Below are 14,642 nucleotides of genomic sequence, written 5' to 3'. Positions count from 1 at the left end.
AGATCCTCGGTGCTCATCGTCTTGGCGCATTTCAGGTGCGCCAAAGGGTTAAACCAGGGCTTTGAACAGTACCCCATCGCCCCTGGGCAACCCGAAGCGCTCCCGTTGGTATCTGCATGAGGCGGATCAGCGGCCGCAGTGGCTGATTCGGCCCGTTGTTCAGTGCCCTCGGACGCCACGGGTATCTTCAGCGGCAAGCTCCCATGCCCGGAAAGTCCCTTGCGGACAATGACTCAAACCCGCCGCTGCACTTTCTTCCCGACCGAGTCGGGACTCTCTCTCTTCGCATCAAACCCCCTGGTTTGATGCGTTTTTTTGTTTATGATAGGATAAAGCCAAGTCCAGTCCGGGTTGGCCAAGACGGTTTCCTGGTTCTGGCTGGACGCCAAAGTGCTCTTGCCCACGAGGGTTGGCGCATCAAGGTGCGCCAGCGGGATTTCCGGAAACGGAAATTGCCATAGTATCCGCCCCTTCTCTTCTTCTTTCGGCACAGAGGGCGCCCCGGCCTGCGGCCTCGGCGCTGCCGTTTCGGCCCTGCATCGAAGCCTCAGCGGCAAAGTCTGTTCTCTTGATCGTTGTCCGCAGAACCCAGAATCGGGCAACGAACTTGGCCAACCCGCCGCTGTGAATTCACTGCCCGATGAAAATCGGGTTTCTCCCTTCGCGTCAAACCCCTGGTTTGATGCGTTTTTTATACCAAAAAAATTTACTTGCATTTTATTCGGCGCTGTACTAAAATCAACCTACACAAAAATCTATAAGGAGGGCGCCATGCTCTTTGATATAATTCTGAAAAACATAGATGGGACTCCGGGGTTCAACAAATTTACCTACAGAGACGTAAATCCGGTAGCGAAGACCGTAAAAATGCGCACGCTCTACGCGCCAAATAACGCGATGCGCCAGGTCCACCGCGGGCTAATCTTTTACTTGCGGCGCCACCTTCTCGAGCACCATCCCCTGCCGCACGCCACCGGCGCGATGCGCGGCTCATCCCCCAAGAAAAATGTGCTCCGGCACCGCGGCAACCGCTTTTTCTACCTCACCGACATCCACAATTTCTATCCGAGCGTGGACGCCGAGCGGCTCGCCGGGATACTCATGAATCTTGACGAACGGCTGATGGAGGACGAGACAGGGCTTCTCGCCTTTCTTAATAAGTACTGCATAGCAGACGAGGGTGGGCTCGCAACCGGCGCGCCGGCTTCGCCGGATCTTGCCAACCGCTATGCCGGCGAACTTCTTGACCGGCCGCTCGGCGAATTCTGCCGGCGCCACGGCATCATCTATACGCGCTATCTCGACGACCTGACCTTTTCGGCGACTGAACCGATCGGCAAAAGAAAGCGGCAGATGATACGGCGCATCATTCTCGCGGCTGGATTCCAGATCAACCATAAGAAATCCATTGTCCGCGACATCCAAAAGGCTCCGGTGGTCATCAACGGCATTGCCATGGATAAGACCAGCCGCATCTTTATCCCGCGGCACTATCTGCGCAAGATACGCGGCCGCCTGTACTCGGTCAAACGCGGCCGTGCAAATTTTGCCCAGGCCGCTGGCATGATGGGCGCTTTCTGGGGGGCGACCGAATACTGTGCTCCGCACAACCGCACTGAAACCAAGCTCGTCGACCGCTTTAACGGACTGAGGGCATTAAGAAAACTCGGTATTTAACTACGCCGCTCGGGCATCGCAAACGCGATGCCTCTTTTTTTAAAAAAATCAAAAGAACGGCCGCATAATTACACGGCCGTTCTTTTTTTATTTTGTAACCAATTATTTGAGAGCTGCTTTTCCGCCGGCTTCCTCAATCTTCTTTTTGGCGGCTTCGGCATCAGCCTTTGGCATGGCTTCTTTCACTATCTTCGGTGCGCTGTCAACGATGGCCTTGGCATCGGCGAGGCCTAAACCCGTGACTTCACGAACCACCTTAATCACGTTGATCTTGTTGGCGCCGGCTTCAAGGAGTTCAAGATTGAACTCGGTCTTTTCATCGGCGGCTTCGGCGGCGACTGGAGCGGCGGCGGCAACGGCAACTGCCGGAGCGGCGGCCGAAACGCCGAATTTATCCTCAAGAATGCTAACGAGTTCCGAGAGATCAAGTACGCTCATTTTTTCAACTTCCTCAACGAGCTTCTTGAATTTTTCCGGAACCACGACGTCTTTTTTCTCTTCTGCCATATTTTTAAAATTATTTATGATTTAGATTCTTTGATTGCGTTTAATGCGTACATAAATTTCCGCAGATTTCCAGCAAGAACATTGGCGAATCCGGAAACCGGTCCATTCATGGTACGAACGAGCATGGCATAAAGCTCAAGCCTTGACGGTATCTTAGAAAGCTTCATTACTTCTTCGAACGGAATGAGCCGGCCTTCAAGTATGCCGGCTTTAATCTTGAGCGCCTCGTGCGCTCTGGAGAAGGTGGCGAGCAATTTTGCAGGCGCGACCTCATCCTCAAATCCAAAAACCGTGGCGAGCGAACCTTCAATTGACTTTGGATCAATCTCTTTGACGCCCGCTTTCTCAAGCGCGATGCGCACCAGGGTCTTTTTGGCGACTGAGTAAGAAATGCCCTGCTTTAGGCATTGGTTGCGCAATTCGTCGATTTCCGGCATTTTGAGCCCCTGAAAATCGGCAAAAACCACTGACTTGGTGCGGCTGAATTTGTCGACCAAGTCGGAAACGGTATTTTCTTTCTGTACTCTTGTTTTTGGCATATAGTTGCGACCTTTGGGTAAAAAATAAACTGCGGTTTTGCCGCAGATAACGAGGTCCGAGTCCATGACCTAAAAGTAGTGTCAGGCCGGAATTTCACCTCGACGGGGTGTGGTTTTAAGCCTCAGCCTCTGGCTGAAACCCCCGTTATCTTCGGCAAAAATTAAATTGATAACAATATATTACAATACAAGCGAAAAACTGTCAAGCGACGACACTCTAGAAAGCAAAATCTCACCGGATGGTGAGATTTTGTTTTCCCGAACTATCGCCATAGAGAGCGTATCACCACTCCTTACGGCTAAATATATTATACCAGCCTATATTTTCCAAGTAAAGGGACCGGGTTCTGTGGATAACTCAGACGTATAAATTGACCGCCAGCCAGAAAACCAGGGCGTAAATTTGATGGATTATAAACATTTCCAGCCAGACGTATTTTCCCTGCTTGGCGCCGAAGAACCCGGCCCCGAGGAGCGGGGTGAGAATCGCCCCCTTGGCGAGCCAGACAAGTACGCCGTAAAAAAGAATGGACACATAGTGAAAATCATGAAATATTATTTTTTGATCAACGAGTAGAATATATATCCCGCCGAAAATTACACTCAAGGCGAGCTGAATAAAAATTCCAAAGAGATGGACTTCGCGAGCCGAAAAATGACGGCCGAGAAAAAAGTACTTATCAATATCGGGTAAATATTTTTTGCTTGCAATAAGCGGTGCAAGATGAATTAGTATGGCCATGACAATGCCGCCGATGCCACCGGCAATAAATCCGTAAGAAAGTGATATCATATATATTCTATTAATTGTTTACACGCGGTTTTACGATGAGCATGACTCTCTTCCCTTGTTCCACATTTCCTCCGTTCCAATCATGGGCCGATTCCATCAGATGATCGAAGGTGTAAAGCCAATCGGCGCCGAACTGGGTTCCAGGATCATTTGTGATGAAGGAATCCCCTTTCCAGCCCTTGATAACCAGCATGTGGTAAATGGGACCCGGATCCTGAAAGTGCGGATTATCCAAAACCCGGCCAGCGGCCGGAACAATCACCGGATAGCCGCGGCGCACCGCCTGTTTTACATTGTCCACCGAAAAATCATAAATCAAATCGACATCATAATCATAGTACGATTCAACGACGCGCGCCAGTTCGTCAGCCGTGGTGCTCTCAAAAAATCCCAGAAATGTTTTTTCGTAATCAATGAATTTCAATATTGCTTCATCCGCCTGTTCCGGACTGGTGAATTGATTATTTTTATAAAAATAATCAACCATAATAACCGACGCTTCTTCGCAGGACTCCTCATGGGTTTCATCCCACTCCTTGAGCGGCGCCTGGGATGTAAACGGCACGTCGAGATTGAATTCATCCGGCAAACCGCCGCTCGCGGTCATGGATGCCGCGTCGGGCAGAACATTGGCAAAAGCGCCGTTCTCTTCCGGGTAAGAGAATTCCTCGGCCGAACGCGGAGACGGCACGACTTCCCGAGTCCGATTTTCATACCATTGCCGGATTTCCACGCGGTACAAGAAAGCAACCGAGAGCAGGAATACGGCAAAAATTGCAATAACGATTTTTTTCATATTCAAATTTTCTCAAGCCAGTCTTTGACCACACGGGTCGCGCGGCAGTCATCGGCATTGTAGTCAATAATTTTTTGCATCAAATCTGCATTCTTTTCAGTATCCCCAAGATATTTCTCGTACCAGATAATGGAATTTGCGCCTCCGGCCTCTTCTCCCGCGCGCCATTCAAAACCCAAATGGCGCGCAACGCACTTGAGGCTATAGCGCGTAAGCGGAAGATACATTGATTTATCGATCGTTCTCTTCAGATCCTCGAGCGCATAGTCGATTTCATGATAAAGCTCTCCGTCGCCGCCATATTTTTCGAACAGCATCTTGAAATGCACTTTTTCATAATTATGATAATGATAAAGAATGTAATCTTCCGAGATGCCGGCCATGAAATTAAGGAACTCCTCCCACATCGCGGCCTCATCTTCGGGCCGGCGGGCAACGAAGCTGACATACTGCTCCTTACCCTTTTTTCGGACGATCATACCAATAAGGTAGTCTATCCCGAGCATCGGATCCCCTTCGAGATCGATGAATATCTCGAGGGGCGCGCAGCGCATCGTGGGCCTCGCGAAAACCATCATCTTGCCGGCAATGTTCACCTTAGCCTGTTCGCGGAATTTTTCAAGCTTTGCCGGACCGAGGCGCCGGATTTCGCGCGCGAGCGACGGATCGACCTTAGCGGCTTGGCCCTGGGTTTTGATCCCGGCCTGCCTCAGCCCCTCTTTGAACGCTCGGCCGAGACCGTGGATCAGAGTAAGATCATCTTCGGCGCGCGCTTTTTCTTCGCAGAATTTTCTCCAGTGGCAGTTATTGCAATCCGAACCGATGGCCAGCTCACTCTCTTCTTCACCCGAGGCGATTTTCTTAAGGGCGGCAAGGTTATCAAGAAAGGCGCGACGCGAGGCATTGCAGTCCACTTCCAAAATTTCTTTCTTGATATTTATTATTTTACCGCGACCCGAACGACGTCCAAAAAGCTCGCCGAGCAACTCATCGTAAAAACAGATTTGCTGGATATACGCTTCCTTAAGACCGGCACCGGACTTGATTTCCACGGGGATATACCGGCCGCCCGTATATTCCAAAATATCAGGAATGCCGACCATGGTGCGAGTCAGAAGCACGCCCTGATAAATCCAGGGCGTTTTCTTTTTCATCAGGTCGCGTGTAACTTCGGCTCGTGCCGTAAGCGTGCCGCGCGCCTCCACCTCTAAGAATGGCATTTCAGCGATGGCGTCTTTTTCATGACGCACGCCCTCCTCGATCAGCATGGCGAGGAAATCCGATTCCGGCGATTTCTCTTTCTCATCTCCGAAAATATCAAGGTGGACGCGGTAGGGGCACTGAGAAAAATTGTAAAGCTGTGAAGCGCTAAGTCTTGGCATTTATTTTAAATTTTATACCTGCAATGATTTCGATAACCAGCGAGAAGACCAGCAGAATAATGAACACCGGCTCTTTCCAGAAGCCCAGAGCGATTAATCCGTAAACCGAAAATATGTAGAAAAGCCCACGCGATGCATACATCCAAAAAAGATGGCTACGACTGATGCTGATTTTTCCCGGAAATAATATCCAACCGATAATGCAAGCCGCCGCAACCGGCGGAAAGAAAAATTGGATAAAATTAAACTGATTTGAAATATTCAGGCCGAACGCATTGGCCGTAAAACTGAACGCAGCGAAAAAAATAAAAAAAAGCCCGCAGGAAAAAATTGGCATGATGACATTGCGGCCCGTTCGTCCCAAAAAATCAATGTGACCGATAAGGCGCAAGGTGATCATGAGTGCAAACACTACGAGATACCAGCCCATGAAATTCGCGAGCGGCACGCCGAGAATGCCGTCGTGCGCGCCATAGCCCTGCCATGACCACAACCCAAGCCGTGTGGCCACCGGATCCATGGTCAAATCTATAATTGTTGCGAGAAGAGGCACGGAGAGCGCCTGAATCCAAAACTTTCGGGTCAGCCCTTTCGCAAGCAGGAATGATGAGTAAAAAATTATGCCCCAGGACAGAATGACAAAAAGCGGGGTTTGAATGACGATGAGGATAAGATGGGGATCATAGGTGTAACTGCCAAACTCTCCGCGGGAAATGATGATGTCGAGATTTTCAAAAAAAGCGGCGTAAATCGTCGCCACGAACAAAGTCCAAAGCTCACGGCGGCGCAGCGCGATTACTGCCAGAACGCCGAAGAGCACGAAACAGACTATTTGGATAAGATAAATAAACATGGTTTAATTCTACCATTTGTCCGGAGGATTGACAAAAATACGAAAATAGTGTATCCTCTATCCTTGTCCGAGAAAAGGAGGTAGGAATGAACAACCTGGATGCGAGGTCGCGAAGTGAAGGTACTCGGACTGCACTGCTCCATGCCATCCGGTTTGTAGGCATCTTCGCAACATTCGGCGGATTTATCGCCTACATCTTCGTGGATCCGGAAACAGCGCGCTGGTTCCTGATCCTTGTCATGCTCGTCGGGTTAGCCATGGCGATTCCGTCGCACATCGCGATAAGAATCCACAGCTAACCGCGCTCTGCCGCTCCCTCCTTGGGACGGCCTTTTTTTAATAAAAATACCCTTCGATAAACTCAGGGTATTTTATTTATTAATTTATGCGGCCGGCGGAATGCCCGGCTTTTCGCTCTTGGACTTTCCCCAGATAAAAATATAGAGTATCTCCAGGATGCCGACTGTGTTAAGAATTAATAGCGCGATGTACCAGATCTTGTGCCCGTTGCGCGCGGCGCGCCAAAGCGCCCAGCCCTTCCAGAAAAGAGCCCAGATGATGAGAACAATCATCAGGACGGATGCCCCGCTGAAAGCGAGCCAATCGCCGGATGTAATATCAAGAATGTTTTGCGTCATAAGGTGGATTATTATTGAATTAATTTGATTATATTATACCAACTTTCGGCATTATTAGCAAAAAAAATCAGCCGATCGGGGTGACCGTTCGGCTGTTCGATTATTTCCTGGAGAAGAAGAACTCGAATACTAGATCGTCCCCGTCTGGACAACGGCGGATCGTCAGTCCGCAATCCAAGCACTTGACCGCGAGCTCGGCGATGCGTCCCAGCCTGTCCTTCTCACAATAGGGACACCTCGCGAGCAAGCGAACGCGGTCGACGAGGGGGTAGAATGTGCGACTTTTGAAAGACGGGTCTTTAATTGCGAGGATTATCTTGCCAATATCTTTGGGATATTCGGTCCGATTATTGCAGTGGCCACAGACGAAGACTCCTCCCTGATCCTCGACCAGCGAAAGGTCTTGGCCGCAAACCGGGCAGGGCGGCGTGGCATTATTTTCCACGGCCCAACGGAGTTCGTCGAGAAACACGTCGCCCGGAAAGACGAGACCGCAATCGTCGCAAATATTGCCGAAAGTGATTTCATGCATCGAAGCGTGCGGACAGGTTGCCGGATTCTTTTTCGGATTTTCTGTCGGATCCATGAAACGTCCCTCCTTCTCAAAGTGCTGATTAAACCTAACCATAACGGCGGAAAAATGTCAATCACCCGGCCGACAAAAAAATGCCCGCGATAGACTCGGGGCATTTTTCATTTAATTATTCGCCGGATTTTAGTATGTCCACAGCCTGCTTTACCTTGGCAAGGGCATCGTGCAGATAGCCCTTTACTTCAATGAGATAAGCACGCGCTTCAAAATTCAATGCCGCGGCCTGCAGATAATTTTCCACGCTCATGGCGCTGTATTTCTGTTCCGCTAAATCAATTTTCTGTTCAGCCAAAACCAAGAGATTCCGCGCCTGCTCGATCAGCGACTTTGCCTCACTTGAGTCATCCACGGATTCTTCTTCAATCTTGTCGGCTAAGACATCCACCTTGGCCTCAAGGGAGCGGAAACGGCTCGCCGTGGCGAAACCATATGTTTTGGGAAGCACGACGATGTAAATTCGGTATTGCTCAACAATGGAAGCGACTTTCTGCTTCATGGCGTCAAGTGCGGTTTCGGCGCTGATCTCGTCCTTGAGCGCACTAAGGCTGGCTTCGTTATTTTGAATCTCGGTCGAGAGGTCGGCTTTTACCCGGTCGGAAACAAGCGCGGCCTGAGACAAAAGAGTGTCCGCCGTAGAAAGAACGCTGAGGCGATTCTCAATCATATTAAGACCGAGCGTACGCCAGCTGTCGAGCTTGGTCTGCTCATCGACCAGCGGAGTGAGCGCCAATGCGGAAAAACCGATCGTCGCGGAAAGGGCCGCGAGCGCGAAACCGAAAATAATTTTATTTTTCATATATTTATAAATTCACTTTATTATCCTGCGAGTCGTCAATATTTTGCAGATCATTTAGAGTACCGGCGGCTTCTTCCTCTAAGCCATCTGCTTCCCCGATCAATTCGTCGATGCTCTTCTCGCTTTCGGCCTCGCCTTCTTCGACAACATCTACCTCGCCAATCTCATCGGCCGTGGGCACGGGCACCTCTTCGCTCGGCACGGTCACCGGTTTCTCTTCCGGAGAAATTGAGAGAGCGCAGCCGGCGCCCATCAGAGCAACGAGCGCGAATACCGTGAACAATGCAAATAACTTTCTCATATTATTAATAAATTATTTTTTTATGAATGTATTTTATCACATATTTTAACCGAAGGCAAAATCGTCACCTGCTAAAAACTTAAATTGACAAAAGACCGGATTTGGATTATATTTTAAGCAAAATATGATGATTCCAAATCAGCAAAACACCTCGGCCATAAAGTTATATCCCCTGGTGGAAAAATTTTTAAGCTCATACGTACGGGCAATGCACGCCGGCGAATCGGCTCCCAGTGCCGCAAAGATTCAGGTGAACGTAATCATCGGCGCGCTTGCCTATGTCTACGAAAGATTCCGCAACATTGTTGACTATAAGGACGACCATCTGCTCCGGAAAAATGCAATCCAGAGGATACTCAAACGCCGCATCTATCCGGGGGTTGAATCCCAGGAAATCGCGCGGCCGCTGACCTACGAACTTATCCGCGGCGGATATCTTAAAAATAATACGGTGCCGGAAACAAAGATACTTGAAATAGAGCAGGTGCTCTCCAAGTATTTTTTTCTTTTAGAAAAAATCAATGAAACCGACCCGCGCGCCTACAACCGGAGCAATATCGACTGGCTCTGGAGCGCCGCGGCCGCGGAAATTGAGGATCTTCTCCTGCCCAAGGACCGCGAACGCGCGCTTCTCCAGTTCATGCTGCAGACGGTCAGCAATAAAGTTCATTTCGTGGATCTGCGCGTGAGTGAGCTGGAAAAAGACTACCTCCTTTTTGTGGCAAACCTCCGTTCTCTCTGGAAAGCCGACATGGGCATCATCCGCTACGAAATGATAAGAAAGATGTGGCCCGAATGGTCATCCCCAAGCGAGCAGAATTTAGAAAATTACGCACGCGAATTTGAAAAAATAATAAAAATGATTGAATCCATCGCCGTTAAACCGGTCGGCGAAAAAATGTTGCGCATCTTCCGGCAGCATACGGTGTTTTTCGACATTCTGCGGGATGTACTCCTCGAGAAGCCGGAACTCGCGCGCACAGCCTTCCGTCCGGAAGAAGCGTTTTTTTCAGAAATACGGAAATCCTGCGACAGCCGTTATCACGAATCCCGGAGCAAACTGCGCCGCAGCATGGTGCGCAGTGTGATCTATATTTTTCTCACAAAAATGGTGCTTGCGGTTCTCCTCGAGGTACCGTTTGATATTTATATCGCCCATGAATTCCGCTACATTCCGGTTACTATAAACGTACTCTTCCCGCCGCTCCTCATGTTCTTCCTCGGCGCGACGGTGCGTGTTCCTTCCAAAAAGAACACGGAAAAAATCGTTGACGGTTTACGCGAAATAATTTTTAAGAGCCCCGAAGAGCAGGGGAAAATCGTCATGCAAACCGTGGTGCGCCGCAGCCCGATTGTAACTTTCATTTTTAATATTATCTACGCCGTGGTTTTTGTCGGAGTCCTTGGACTTATCATTTACGGGTTGCGCCGACTTGAATTCAATATCGCGAGCGGCGCGATATTCATTGTGTTCCTGAGCTTAATCAGCTTTTTCGGGGTCAGAATCCGGCAAAGTGCGCACGAACTTATCGTCATTCGCTCGAGCGGCAATATCATAACTTTGATTTTTGACCTGCTCTTTTTGCCGATTGTCCGGCTCGGCCGATGGCTGTCGCTCAAATCCGTAAAAATCAACTTCTTTATATTTATCTTTGACGTTATAATTGAAGCGCCGTTCAAGGCGCTCATTGAATCGCTTGAAGATTTTGTGAATTTCTTCAAAGAGAAAAAAGAAGAATTATATTAAAAAAAGTACGGGTCGCATATATGCTACCCGTACTTTTTTTATTCAAGATTTTTAAAAGCCTCTTCGGAGTAAATGTTGCGCGCGTTCCAGGCGACGAAACCACTTGCACCAACTTCACGCTCGGCATTAATCTGACCGCGCACCATTTCCGGCGTGTAATCCGCACCCATGTTAAAATCCTGAATCCACGGCCGCGACTGATGCGGATCGCCGCCGTATTCCTGGATGATTTCCGCGCCGATAGTCAGACTGTCTTTCACGATTTCGTACGGATGTTCCGCCGGGTTTTCATATCCCAAAAATCCAGCCGGATAATGGCTCGCGTAAACCATGGGGCAGATATATTCAAAATGTTCAATCGCATCGGCGATGCGCTGGCCGATATTCATATCGTCTTCCTGATTCTGTTTGACATACGTTAGCCCGAAAAGATCGACAGACAACGGGATCGGCAGATAGTTCAACTCCGAGTCCAGCCATTCATAGAATTCCTCCATGGTGACATATTTGCGTCTTTCATCGTTGCGGTGATAGGTATATACAATCTGCGAGAGATCCCCGTCCGAAGGAAAGCGGATATAGTCAAAATTCACTTCATCAAAACCAAGGTCATAGGCCTCACGCGCCGTGTCGGCGATGTACTCCCAGGCTTCCTGGGAGCCCGGATCGATCCAGGCCTTGCCTTGCCAGTCATGCCAGACCCCGCCGCTCTGCCGGCGAATCGCCCACTCGGGATGCACCTGGGCCAGCGCCTCGTCCTGAAAAACCGGCATGCGCGCCACCGTATAGATGCCGCGGTCATGCAAGTCCGCAAGCCATTCGCTAAAATCGGTTATCTGCATATCGGAGCGTCCGATATCGCGGAAAGTCGGCCGGCGCGGTTCAAACGCAAGGTTGCCTAAGGCATCTTTGATATCAATAACCATTGTATTGAGGTCGGTACGGTCAACGAGATTTACGAGCTCCTGGCGCAATTCGGGCTGGGCGGCGATGAACGAAGTAACATAAATCCCACGCACCTCTTCGGGCGTGGGCATTCTCTTTGGGAGGCTCACGAGCTCGATCTGCTTCGTACTTCCCTTGGGCATGACAAGAATATAAATTGAAAAAATTACAGTCGCGCAAATCGCAACCCAGAGAATGATCCTGGATGGTTTGCTAAAAAATGGCGGCCTCTTGGTCATACGGTGAACCTGCCTGCCGGCAGGCAGGTCGGGCAAAATTAATTAGATTCTTTGTCCTGGATTTTAATCGAAGTTATTTTGTCGCCAATTTGAATTTTTTCAACAACGGCCATGCCGTCAATCACCTTACCGAAAATCGTATACTGGCCGTCGAGAAATGACGTTTCATCGAGAGTTATGTAAAATTGGCTGCCGCTTGAGGCTTTCTCCGGATTAACCTGGTCAGGAAGCCGCGCCATGGCGACCGCGCCCTTCACGTGTTTCAGGGTCGGCACGATTTCCGCGGGCACGGTGTAGCCCGGGCCGCCGGTGCCGTTGCCGGACGGATCGCCGCCCTGGACCACGAATCCGGGCTCAACGCGATGAAATGTCAGATCGTTATAAAACCCCGCCTTGGCGAGATAAATAAAGTTGGAAACCGTAAGCGGCGCTTCGTCGGCATAAAGCTCGAACGCGATGTCGCCCTTGGCGGTTCCGATAACCACGACTTTGTTTTTAATCTCTTCGTCCGCGAGCCGGCCGGGAAAAAAATACGTCTGCGCATTTTGCATAGTTGTGTCGTTATTATTTTCTGGAATATTATACTCAACCGGCTCGCCGCAGCCGGAAAGCGCGAGGGCGCCGAATATCAAAAAAATTATAGCAGCTTTTTGCATAAATATAAATTAAATATTAACTACCTCTTCCCACGACAAACCTTCGCGGCCAAAATGGCCGTTGGCCGCGGTGTCGCGGTAAATCGGGCGCTTGAGATCCAGGCGCTCAATAATTGCCTTTGGCCGGAAGTCAAATTTTTCCTTGAGAACCGCAGTGAGGTCCCTGCCTTTGCCGTCGCGCGCCGCGAGCATGACCGGCTCTGCCCGGCCGATGGCATAAGCCACGGAAACCAGGCAGTTTTTGGCAAAACCATTGGCCACCAGGTTCTTGGCGGCAAAACGCGCCATATACGCGGCCGAACGATCAACCTTGGAAGGGTCCTTGCCGGAAAAAGCTCCGCCGCCGGCGGGCAAAAGTCCGCCGTAGGTATCAACCATGATTTTGCGGCCAGTGAGTCCGGCGTCGGCCGAGAATCCGGCGCGGGTAAACGGACCGGCCGGGTTAATGATAATTTCCGCGCCGTCAATGTTTCCGATGACCGGCGTAACGACATGTTGTTTGATTTGTGAACGCACTTCAGCGAGCTCCATGTCCTCGGCGTGCTGGGATGAAACAACCACGTGGGAAACGCGGCCGGCCTGAACCGTGACCTGCGACTTGCCGTCCGGCCCGAGCCAGTAAAAATCCTGGTGATTGCGCGAAAGGTCGGTAAGCCGGCGGGTCAGGTTGCGCGCATGGACCAGGGCGGCCGGAAGAAACTCCGGAGTCTCGAGCGTGGCATAACCGTACATGATGCCCTGGTCGCCGGCGCCGCCATCGTCAACCGCGGACGCGATTTCCGGAGACTGGGATTCGATATTTACGAACGGTTCAAGTGCGTCGCGGTAGCCGATGTCGCGGTAAACCGAGAGCGCCAGATTTGAAATATCAAAAGATTCGCGGCTCGTTACCTCGCCGCCGATAAACAACGCGCCATGGCCGCCAAAAACTTCAATCGCCACGCGCGCGTCCGGATCGCGACGCAGATATTCATCCAAAATTGAATCGGCAATCTGGTCGCAGATCTTGTCCGGATGGCCCATGGTTACGGATTCAACGGTTTGCATAGTTAGGTAATGTTAGCAGAAAAAGATGAATTTAGCAAGACATGGTCTCTAAGTAATCAGCATGGCGTCGCCGAAAGAATAAAACCGATATTTTTGATTGACTGCCTCTTGATACGCGGCGAGAATTTTTTCGCGGCCGGCCAAGGCCGAGACCAAAACAAGCAGGGTTGATTTGGGAAGATGAAAATTGGTAATCAGCCCGTCAATAATTTTGAATTCAAAACCGGGTTTGATAAAAATATTTATGTCCCCGCGAAATTCTTTAAGCGCGCCGTGATTTGTAGCGGCAATGCCTTCAAGCGCCCGCGTGGTGGTTGTGCCGATGGCGATTATTCGCCTCCCCTCCTGCTTCGCCCGGCTGATGCGATCCGCGGTTTCGGCGTCAAGCTCGACAAACTCGGCGTGCATTTCGTGGTCTTCGAGATTTTCGGATTGAACCGGGCGGAATGTGCCAAGCCCGACATGAAGCGTCAAAAATTCCAAGGACACGCCCGCGGTTTTCAATTTTTCCAAAAGTTCGGAAGTGAAATGAAAGCCGGCCGTGGGCGCGGCGACCGAACCCGTATTCTTGGCATAGACGGTCTGATAATCTTCGAGCTCGGCCAAAGTTTTTATGTACGGCGGCGTGGGCACCTTGCCGATCTCCGAAATCGCGGCCATGAGTTCGTCTTCGGACAAATTAAACTTTATTGCCACGATGCCCTGGCTATCTTTATCCGCGACCGTGGCGACGAGACCACCCGGAAAATTAATTTCCGCTCCGGTTTCAAGTAATTTTGCCGGCCGGGCAAGCGCCTGCCATAATCCGTCCCGCTCGCGCAAGAGAAATATTTCAATTTCACGGCCGCCGAGTTTTCCCATGAGCCGCGCCTTGAAAACTTTGGTTTCATTGAATACCAAAACATCGCCGGATTTCAGGAATTCCGGCAAATCATAAAAATGCTGGTGCTCGATTGCGCCGGTTTTTCGGTCGAGAACCATGAGCCGCGAGCTGTCGCGCGGCCGGGCCGGCGACTGGGCGATGAGTTCTTGCGGAAGATTGTAGTTAAAGTCAGAGGTGAACATGTTGAGTATTTTATACTAAACGCGGCAAAAATCAATTGCTTGACACCGCGCCTCATGCATTATATTCTT

Annotated in this window: 17 protein-coding genes; 2 read left to right on the top strand and 15 right to left on the bottom strand. The window is 50.3% G+C overall.

What is annotated here, in order from left to right; genetic code table 11:
* Positions 1–233: 233 nt before the first annotated feature.
* Positions 234–491 carry a hypothetical protein gene (locus PHW53_02755; GenBank protein ID MDD4995357.1) on the bottom strand — a complete coding sequence of 86 codons (258 nt, stop codon included), beginning with the start codon at positions 489–491 and terminating at the stop codon, positions 234–236.
* Positions 492–624: 133 nt separating this feature from the next.
* On the opposite strand from PHW53_02755, the gene PHW53_02750 reads away from it, so the two are divergent.
* On the top strand, positions 625–1,677 hold the full coding sequence (locus tag PHW53_02750; protein ID MDD4995356.1) for a reverse transcriptase family protein: 1,053 nt from the start codon (positions 625–627) through the stop codon (positions 1,675–1,677).
* 102 nt (positions 1,678–1,779) lie between these two features.
* On the opposite strand, the gene rplL is transcribed toward PHW53_02750, so the two are convergent.
* The 10 genes from rplL to PHW53_02700 form a co-directional block, all read right to left on the bottom strand.
* The gene (rplL, locus tag PHW53_02745; protein MDD4995355.1) at positions 1,780–2,184 is read right to left on the bottom strand and encodes a 50S ribosomal protein L7/L12; all 405 of its coding nucleotides are present in this window, start codon (positions 2,182–2,184) and stop codon (positions 1,780–1,782) included.
* Positions 2,185–2,198: 14 nt separating this feature from the next.
* Positions 2,199–2,723, bottom strand: coding sequence for a 50S ribosomal protein L10 (gene rplJ / locus PHW53_02740; GenBank protein MDD4995354.1), 525 nt, complete (start codon positions 2,721–2,723; stop codon positions 2,199–2,201).
* A gap of 358 nt (positions 2,724–3,081) precedes the next feature.
* Positions 3,082–3,516, bottom strand: a complete 435-nt coding sequence (locus PHW53_02735) for a hypothetical protein (GenBank protein MDD4995353.1) — start codon at positions 3,514–3,516, stop codon at positions 3,082–3,084.
* A gap of 10 nt (positions 3,517–3,526) precedes the next feature.
* Complete coding sequence (locus PHW53_02730) at positions 3,527–4,312, bottom strand: C39 family peptidase (protein MDD4995352.1); 786 nt, start codon at positions 4,310–4,312, stop codon at positions 3,527–3,529.
* Positions 4,313–4,314: 2 nt separating this feature from the next.
* On the bottom strand, positions 4,315–5,694 hold the full coding sequence (locus PHW53_02725) for a TM0106 family RecB-like putative nuclease (GenBank protein ID MDD4995351.1): 1,380 nt from the start codon (positions 5,692–5,694) through the stop codon (positions 4,315–4,317).
* On the bottom strand, positions 5,681–6,547 hold the full coding sequence (locus PHW53_02720; GenBank protein ID MDD4995350.1) for a carotenoid biosynthesis protein: 867 nt from the start codon (positions 6,545–6,547) through the stop codon (positions 5,681–5,683). The genes PHW53_02725 and PHW53_02720 overlap by 14 nt, the downstream gene beginning before the upstream one ends.
* Before the next feature lie 383 nt (positions 6,548–6,930).
* Complete coding sequence (locus tag PHW53_02715; GenBank protein MDD4995349.1) at positions 6,931–7,185, bottom strand: DUF5652 family protein; 255 nt, start codon at positions 7,183–7,185, stop codon at positions 6,931–6,933.
* 100 nt (positions 7,186–7,285) lie between these two features.
* Positions 7,286–7,771, bottom strand: coding sequence for a hypothetical protein (locus PHW53_02710; protein ID MDD4995348.1), 486 nt, complete (start codon positions 7,769–7,771; stop codon positions 7,286–7,288).
* 115 nt (positions 7,772–7,886) lie between these two features.
* Entirely contained in the window at positions 7,887–8,573 is a 687-nt protein-coding gene (locus PHW53_02705) for a hypothetical protein (GenBank protein MDD4995347.1), read from the bottom strand.
* A gap of 4 nt (positions 8,574–8,577) precedes the next feature.
* A complete protein-coding gene (locus PHW53_02700) occupies positions 8,578–8,874 on the bottom strand; it encodes a hypothetical protein (protein MDD4995346.1) in 297 nt (98 codons plus the stop codon).
* 124 nt (positions 8,875–8,998) lie between these two features.
* On the opposite strand from PHW53_02700, the gene PHW53_02695 reads away from it, so the two are divergent.
* Positions 8,999–10,621 (top strand): hypothetical protein, encoded by a 1,623-nt coding sequence (locus tag PHW53_02695; GenBank protein ID MDD4995345.1) that lies wholly within the window; start codon positions 8,999–9,001, stop codon positions 10,619–10,621.
* A 38-nt stretch (positions 10,622–10,659) separates the two neighbouring features.
* Here PHW53_02695 and PHW53_02690 read toward each other — a convergent pair whose 3' ends face one another.
* Genes PHW53_02690 through queA form a run of 4 tightly spaced genes read right to left on the bottom strand, consistent with a single transcriptional unit; the run spans position 10,660 to position 14,573 of the window.
* Positions 10,660–11,805 carry a putative glycoside hydrolase gene (locus PHW53_02690; protein MDD4995344.1) on the bottom strand — a complete coding sequence of 382 codons (1,146 nt, stop codon included), beginning with the start codon at positions 11,803–11,805 and terminating at the stop codon, positions 10,660–10,662.
* A 38-nt stretch (positions 11,806–11,843) separates the two neighbouring features.
* Positions 11,844–12,461 (bottom strand): peptidylprolyl isomerase, encoded by a 618-nt coding sequence (locus PHW53_02685; protein MDD4995343.1) that lies wholly within the window; start codon positions 12,459–12,461, stop codon positions 11,844–11,846.
* A gap of 9 nt (positions 12,462–12,470) precedes the next feature.
* Positions 12,471–13,508, bottom strand: a complete 1,038-nt coding sequence (metK, locus tag PHW53_02680; protein MDD4995342.1) for a methionine adenosyltransferase — start codon at positions 13,506–13,508, stop codon at positions 12,471–12,473.
* A 48-nt stretch (positions 13,509–13,556) separates the two neighbouring features.
* Entirely contained in the window at positions 13,557–14,573 is a 1,017-nt protein-coding gene (queA, locus tag PHW53_02675) for a tRNA preQ1(34) S-adenosylmethionine ribosyltransferase-isomerase QueA (protein MDD4995341.1), read from the bottom strand.
* Positions 14,574–14,642 lie beyond the last annotated feature (69 nt).

This window comes from Patescibacteria group bacterium (assembly GCA_028710985.1).
Taxonomy (GTDB): Bacteria; Patescibacteriota; Patescibacteriia; order JAHJFT01; family JAHJFT01; genus JAQTTB01.
The sequence above is the reverse complement of the archived record's forward strand: the minus strand, read 5'-3'. Positions and strand labels throughout refer to the sequence as shown.

Bases quoted from the DNA above. Each gene is read 5' to 3' on its own strand.
- PHW53_02700 (MDD4995346.1), bottom strand. From the start codon at position 8,874: ATGAGAAAGTTATTTGCATTGTTCACGGTATTCGCGCTCGTTGCTCTG.
- queA (MDD4995341.1), bottom strand. From the start codon at position 14,573: ATGTTCACCTCTGACTTTAACTACAATCTTCCGCAAGAACTCATCGCC.
- PHW53_02725 (MDD4995351.1), bottom strand. From the start codon at position 5,694: ATGCCAAGACTTAGCGCTTCACAGCTTTACAATTTTTCTCAGTGCCCC.
- PHW53_02695 (MDD4995345.1), top strand. From the start codon at position 8,999: ATGATGATTCCAAATCAGCAAAACACCTCGGCCATAAAGTTATATCCC.
- PHW53_02685 (MDD4995343.1), bottom strand. From the start codon at position 12,461: ATGCAAAAAGCTGCTATAATTTTTTTGATATTCGGCGCCCTCGCGCTT.
- PHW53_02715 (MDD4995349.1), bottom strand. From the start codon at position 7,185: ATGACGCAAAACATTCTTGATATTACATCCGGCGATTGGCTCGCTTTC.
- PHW53_02705 (MDD4995347.1), bottom strand. From the start codon at position 8,573: ATGAAAAATAAAATTATTTTCGGTTTCGCGCTCGCGGCCCTTTCCGCG.
- rplJ (MDD4995354.1), bottom strand. From the start codon at position 2,723: ATGCCAAAAACAAGAGTACAGAAAGAAAATACCGTTTCCGACTTGGTC.
- PHW53_02730 (MDD4995352.1), bottom strand. From the start codon at position 4,312: ATGAAAAAAATCGTTATTGCAATTTTTGCCGTATTCCTGCTCTCGGTT.
- metK (MDD4995342.1), bottom strand. From the start codon at position 13,508: ATGCAAACCGTTGAATCCGTAACCATGGGCCATCCGGACAAGATCTGC.
- PHW53_02690 (MDD4995344.1), bottom strand. From the start codon at position 11,805: ATGACCAAGAGGCCGCCATTTTTTAGCAAACCATCCAGGATCATTCTC.
- PHW53_02710 (MDD4995348.1), bottom strand. From the start codon at position 7,771: ATGGATCCGACAGAAAATCCGAAAAAGAATCCGGCAACCTGTCCGCAC.
- PHW53_02720 (MDD4995350.1), bottom strand. From the start codon at position 6,547: ATGTTTATTTATCTTATCCAAATAGTCTGTTTCGTGCTCTTCGGCGTT.
- PHW53_02735 (MDD4995353.1), bottom strand. From the start codon at position 3,516: ATGATATCACTTTCTTACGGATTTATTGCCGGTGGCATCGGCGGCATT.
- rplL (MDD4995355.1), bottom strand. From the start codon at position 2,184: ATGGCAGAAGAGAAAAAAGACGTCGTGGTTCCGGAAAAATTCAAGAAG.